The organism is Streptomyces sp. NPDC057654 (assembly GCF_042800135.1).
Lineage (GTDB): Bacteria > Actinomycetota > Actinomycetes > Streptomycetales > Streptomycetaceae > Streptomyces.
Genome location: NZ_JBHVHQ010000835.1, coordinates 1 through 3,795, shown reverse-complemented (window position 1 = coordinate 3,795; position 3,795 = coordinate 1). Strand labels below are relative to the sequence as shown.

8 protein-coding genes are annotated in these 3,795 nt (G+C 70.1%); all 8 read left to right on the top strand.

Translation table 11 applies throughout. The features are described 5' to 3' along the window. Positions 1 to 241 precede the first annotated feature (241 nt). From ACFU99_RS36815 to ACFU99_RS36780, 8 genes are read left to right on the top strand one after another with little or no spacing between them, the layout of a single operon-like run. The gene (locus ACFU99_RS36815; protein ID WP_384400952.1) at positions 242 to 712 is read left to right on the top strand and encodes an RNA polymerase sigma factor; all 471 of its coding nucleotides are present in this window, start codon (positions 242 to 244) and stop codon (positions 710 to 712) included. After that, positions 709 to 1,206, top strand: a complete 498-nt coding sequence (locus ACFU99_RS36810; RefSeq protein ID WP_384400949.1) for a hypothetical protein — start codon at positions 709 to 711, stop codon at positions 1,204 to 1,206. The genes ACFU99_RS36815 and ACFU99_RS36810 overlap by 4 nt, the downstream gene beginning before the upstream one ends. Further along, positions 1,203 to 1,334 (top strand): hypothetical protein, encoded by a 132-nt coding sequence (locus ACFU99_RS36805; protein ID WP_384400946.1) that lies wholly within the window; start codon positions 1,203 to 1,205, stop codon positions 1,332 to 1,334. The genes ACFU99_RS36810 and ACFU99_RS36805 overlap by 4 nt, the downstream gene beginning before the upstream one ends. Further along, the gene (locus ACFU99_RS36800; RefSeq protein WP_384400943.1) at positions 1,331 to 1,504 is read left to right on the top strand and encodes a hypothetical protein; all 174 of its coding nucleotides are present in this window, start codon (positions 1,331 to 1,333) and stop codon (positions 1,502 to 1,504) included. Before ACFU99_RS36805 ends, ACFU99_RS36800 begins: the two co-directional genes overlap by 4 nt. Continuing rightward, positions 1,501 to 1,908, top strand: coding sequence for a hypothetical protein (locus ACFU99_RS36795; RefSeq protein WP_384400940.1), 408 nt, complete (start codon positions 1,501 to 1,503; stop codon positions 1,906 to 1,908). The genes ACFU99_RS36800 and ACFU99_RS36795 overlap by 4 nt, the downstream gene beginning before the upstream one ends. Then, positions 1,905 to 2,198 carry a hypothetical protein gene (locus tag ACFU99_RS36790; protein WP_384400937.1) on the top strand — a complete coding sequence of 98 codons (294 nt, stop codon included), beginning with the start codon at positions 1,905 to 1,907 and terminating at the stop codon, positions 2,196 to 2,198. Before ACFU99_RS36795 ends, ACFU99_RS36790 begins: the two co-directional genes overlap by 4 nt. After that, positions 2,195 to 2,344: a hypothetical protein gene (locus ACFU99_RS36785; RefSeq protein ID WP_384400934.1), complete on the top strand. Its 150-nt coding sequence runs from the start codon at positions 2,195 to 2,197 to the stop codon at positions 2,342 to 2,344. Before ACFU99_RS36790 ends, ACFU99_RS36785 begins: the two co-directional genes overlap by 4 nt. Further along, the gene (locus tag ACFU99_RS36780; protein ID WP_384400931.1) at positions 2,341 to 3,756 is read left to right on the top strand and encodes a hypothetical protein; all 1,416 of its coding nucleotides are present in this window, start codon (positions 2,341 to 2,343) and stop codon (positions 3,754 to 3,756) included. Before ACFU99_RS36785 ends, ACFU99_RS36780 begins: the two co-directional genes overlap by 4 nt. The last annotated feature ends 39 nt before the right edge of the window (positions 3,757 to 3,795 follow it).

The window sequence follows — 3,795 nt, the reverse complement described above, 5'->3', positions numbered from 1 at the left end:
GCGCTGCACGTCGTCACCATCCGCCCGTCGCTTCGGCTGACCGAGTGGATGGGCGTCGGCGTGGGGCCGCAGGAAGCCCCAGACACCAGCGATCACCGCTCTCGGCCCCGCTGCTCAGGCAGCGGAAGCGAGGGTCCGTGGCCGCTCGGATTCAAGAGGTCGTCACGACAACGGCAAGCGGCTCCGGTGCTGGCACACCGGAGCCGCGGTTGGGCCGTTCCATGAGAAGGAGACACGACCCGTGTTCGACGCTACAGCAGATCAGAAGAGCATCAGCCGGGCTGATTCGGCTCGCCTGGCTGAGATCTTCGAGTCCTACCAGCCGCGTATCCAGCGGTACATCCACAACCGGTTGAACCGCTCGGACTGGCACCTCGCCGAGGACCTCACCTCGGAGACCTTCGTACGTGCGATCCGCGCACTGCACACCGTGCGAGCCGACGACGAGCACCTCATGGGGTGGCTCTCGACGATCGCCCGTCACACCATCGCCGCGCACTTCCGGCTGCGCCGGGCCGCCGAGGTGGTCACCGACTTCGCTGACACCGATCTCCGACTCGCCACGGTGCCTCCGGCAGAAGACCACGCTCTCGCTCGACTCGACGCGCGCACGATGCTGCGGCAGCACGCCTCGGGCGGGGTTGTCGGTGCCGCCCAGCCCGGCAGGTCGATCACGCTCCGCAAGATGCTCCTGCTGGAGGTAGCCGCATGAGCAGCGAGCAGTACGCGGCGTTCCAGGCATCCGAGGTCCGCCGCCCCAGCGACATCCCCACGGCGACGCCGCTGACGTGGCAGGCCGAGAAGCACGCCCAGCACACCAGCCACCTGATGGACAATCACCTGCCGGCCGATTTCCCCTACGCGGTGAAGCGCGGAGACGCCGGCGACGCCTTGGCCGTACTCGCGTTGCGCGAATCCATCCGTCGCGACATGGAGTACGGGCGCGGCACCCGCGTCCACGAAGCCCTACTGCTGGGCGCCACCTGGACCGAGATCGCGGCCGCGCTCGACATCAGCACCGCCGAGGCGCGTCAAGGACTGCGGAAGTGGGCCGACGGTCAGCGCTCTCTCTTCCTGAGCACTGCGGCTGAGGAAACGAAAACGACGCTCGGCCTGGACACCACCGGGTACCGCGCGGTGTGCACCCTCACGAACCTGGCCGACGACGAGACGGCCCCCGGGGCCGAAACGGAGCAGCCCTCATGAGCCCCCAGGAGCAGGCCGCGCAGGAGGCTGCCGAGGCCGCACAGCGCGCCGAGGAAGCCCGACGCCAGTCGGAGGAGGAGCTGCGCCGCCACGGGCAGGCCGTTTCCGGGATGGGGGTTCGGCGATGACCCGCTGCGGCTTCGAGATCTCCCCCGAGACCCTGCGCCGGGCCCGTGTGCCGGACAAGAACACCGCTCACGCCCGCGGTCTGTGCGCCCGTCTGTGGGCCGACGAGCAACACCGCCGCAACGACGCCCAGTCCTTGTCCGGCCTCGCCGACCAGGAGGTGTCCGCATGATGCGGATCATCCGGGCCAAGTCGCTCCGGCAGTACGAGGAGTTGGACGCGCTGCTCGACTACCTCGACGAGCGGCTGACCGAGCGCACGACGGAACTGATCAGCGAGCACGCGGAGGTCAAGCGACTGCGCGCCCAGAGCGACATGCTCCGGGCCCAGCGCAACGTCGCGATCGAGGACACCGAGACCATCGCGGCCGCGCTGACTGCCGAGTCTCTCGCCTTCGCCCTCTACCGGGCCCGGGTCACCGGGATCGCGGGGGAGATCGCCGGAGCGCTGTCCGCCGCTGCGCCGGCCGCCTCGATCCGCGAGGTCGCCCGTCTGCTGCTCAAGCACTCCGAGGCTCTGGGCATCGACCCTCAGCGTTCTGCCGACGTCCCCGCCCCGAACGGAGCACCGCGATGAGTACGGCCAAGACGCCGAGCCGGTCGCGGTTCCCGCTGTACGTGGCCGGCATCGCCGAGCTGGTGGTGCTCTTCGTCGCCGGGGTTCTGGTGCTGGCCGCCGGGCTCGCGCAGGCCGTCCTCGACGGTCTGCGGGGCTACGCGGGCGCGTACGCGAAGAAGCACAAGGTCACTGCGGTCTTCCCCGGGGCTCGCGCCCAAGTCGCCGCGGTGCTGTTCGCCGAACCGGCCGTCCCGGCAGCGGTCGCGGTCCCGAAGAAGGCCAACGTGAGGAAGGAAGCGCGGTCATGACGCCGCAGGAGTTCCGGGCCGGGCACGGCGAACCGCTGACCTGGCAGCCCGAGGAGTGCGAGGCCTACCTCGACATGTGCGCTGCGGCCCGTGTGGACCGCGCGGCCGACGAGCCTCCGGCTACCGAGACGGAGGACGACCAGTGAGCGAGTACCGCAGCTGGGAGGAGCGGGAGGCCGACGCGGCCAAGACCCGCGCCGAGGCCGCGAAGACCAGCGCCGAGGCGAAGGCCGCGGAGCAGGCCGTCGAAGTCGGCTCGGTGAAGACCGCGACCGAGACCCTCGCCGAGCAGGTCAAACAGGCGAATCTCAAGAAGAAGCTGGAGGGAATCCAGCAAGAGAGCAAGGATCAGGACGAGCAGCGCAAGACGGAACGGCGCGAAGCCCGCGCCGATGACGGCAGCTCGTTCAAGACTCTGGTGACGGTCGTAGTCGTCCTCGGGCTCGCCGCCGCCCTCCCCGCCCAGATCAGTTACTTCCTGGGACTGGGTGGCAAGGGCATCGCGTGGCTCATGCTGCCGGTACCGGTCTTCCTCGAACTGCTGGCCTGGGTCGGCGTTCTCGGTACGGCCTGGGCTCACCGCAAGGGGCTGTCCCGAGCGCCGTTCTGGACCTTGACCGCGGTTCTCGCCTCGGTCGCCGGATACATCAACGCGACTCACGGAACAGCCCAGTTCGGGTTGATCGCCGGGGTCGCGCTGGCCGTCACTTCGGTCGGCGGTCCGGTCCTGTGGGAGGTCCGCCAGTACCTGGAGACGAAGGCGGCCGCCGACGCCCGAGGGCTGGAAGAGCGCGCCCGCGACAAGGCGAAGGCCAAGGCGGACGCCGTGGAGAAGAAGCTCCAGGAGCAGCGCGACGAAGCCCAGGACAAGCAGCGCAAGGCGTTGTTCCCCGACGCCTGGAAGCAGTACGAGCAGATCCTCGCCGCCCGGCCGGCCGGATCGGTCGACCGCGATCGGGCCTGGGAGGAAGCCAACCGCTCGCACCTCTTCGGCGACGTCTGGACGGTGTACGAGCAGCTGCTCGCGGCCAACCCGTTCCGGTCCGGCCGCGAGGCGGAAATGTGGGCGCAGGCTTGGCACCGCGTCTACCGGCTCCCGCTGGGCGTCACCCCCGATTCGCTGGCCGTCGAGATCGCCGCGCAGCAGCGCATCGAGAAGGTGTTGGAGGAGAACGACCGGCGCGCCGAGAGCGTCGCCGTCGATCTCTTCCTGCGCGAGGTCTTCCCGCCCGAGTCCGGGGGCGATGACGGCCCCGACGAGTCCCCCGGCGGGGACAGCGGAGGCGGTCCGCCCGATGGTGGCGGCGGGGGTGCCGAGGGGGCTACAGCCCTTGTGCGTAAAGGGAAGCAGCCCTCTGGCAAGTCGTCCGCGAAGACCCCGAGGCGGCCGCTCGCCGAGGCGGACCTGGAGAAGGTGCGCAAGCTCGCTGACGCGCTCGGCGGCGCCGACAAGCTCTCCGCGCGCAACGTGCGGGAGGTCCTCGGCGGCGGCGCCAACGAGTACATCGTCCGGGCTCGCGACGCGGTAAAGGCGGAACGGCGCGGAGACGCGCCGTGAACGAGCTTCCCGGACCACTCGTCGGCACCGTCTACGAAG

Excerpts from the sequence above, each read along its gene's own strand:
- ACFU99_RS36800 (WP_384400943.1), top strand. The coding sequence starts at position 1,331 with ATGACCCGCTGCGGCTTCGAGATCTCCCCCGAGACCCTGCGCCGGGCC.
- ACFU99_RS36805 (WP_384400946.1), top strand. The coding sequence starts at position 1,203 with ATGAGCCCCCAGGAGCAGGCCGCGCAGGAGGCTGCCGAGGCCGCACAG.
- ACFU99_RS36785 (WP_384400934.1), top strand. The coding sequence starts at position 2,195 with ATGACGCCGCAGGAGTTCCGGGCCGGGCACGGCGAACCGCTGACCTGG.
- ACFU99_RS36795 (WP_384400940.1), top strand. The coding sequence starts at position 1,501 with ATGATGCGGATCATCCGGGCCAAGTCGCTCCGGCAGTACGAGGAGTTG.
- ACFU99_RS36810 (WP_384400949.1), top strand. The coding sequence starts at position 709 with ATGAGCAGCGAGCAGTACGCGGCGTTCCAGGCATCCGAGGTCCGCCGC.
- ACFU99_RS36790 (WP_384400937.1), top strand. The coding sequence starts at position 1,905 with ATGAGTACGGCCAAGACGCCGAGCCGGTCGCGGTTCCCGCTGTACGTG.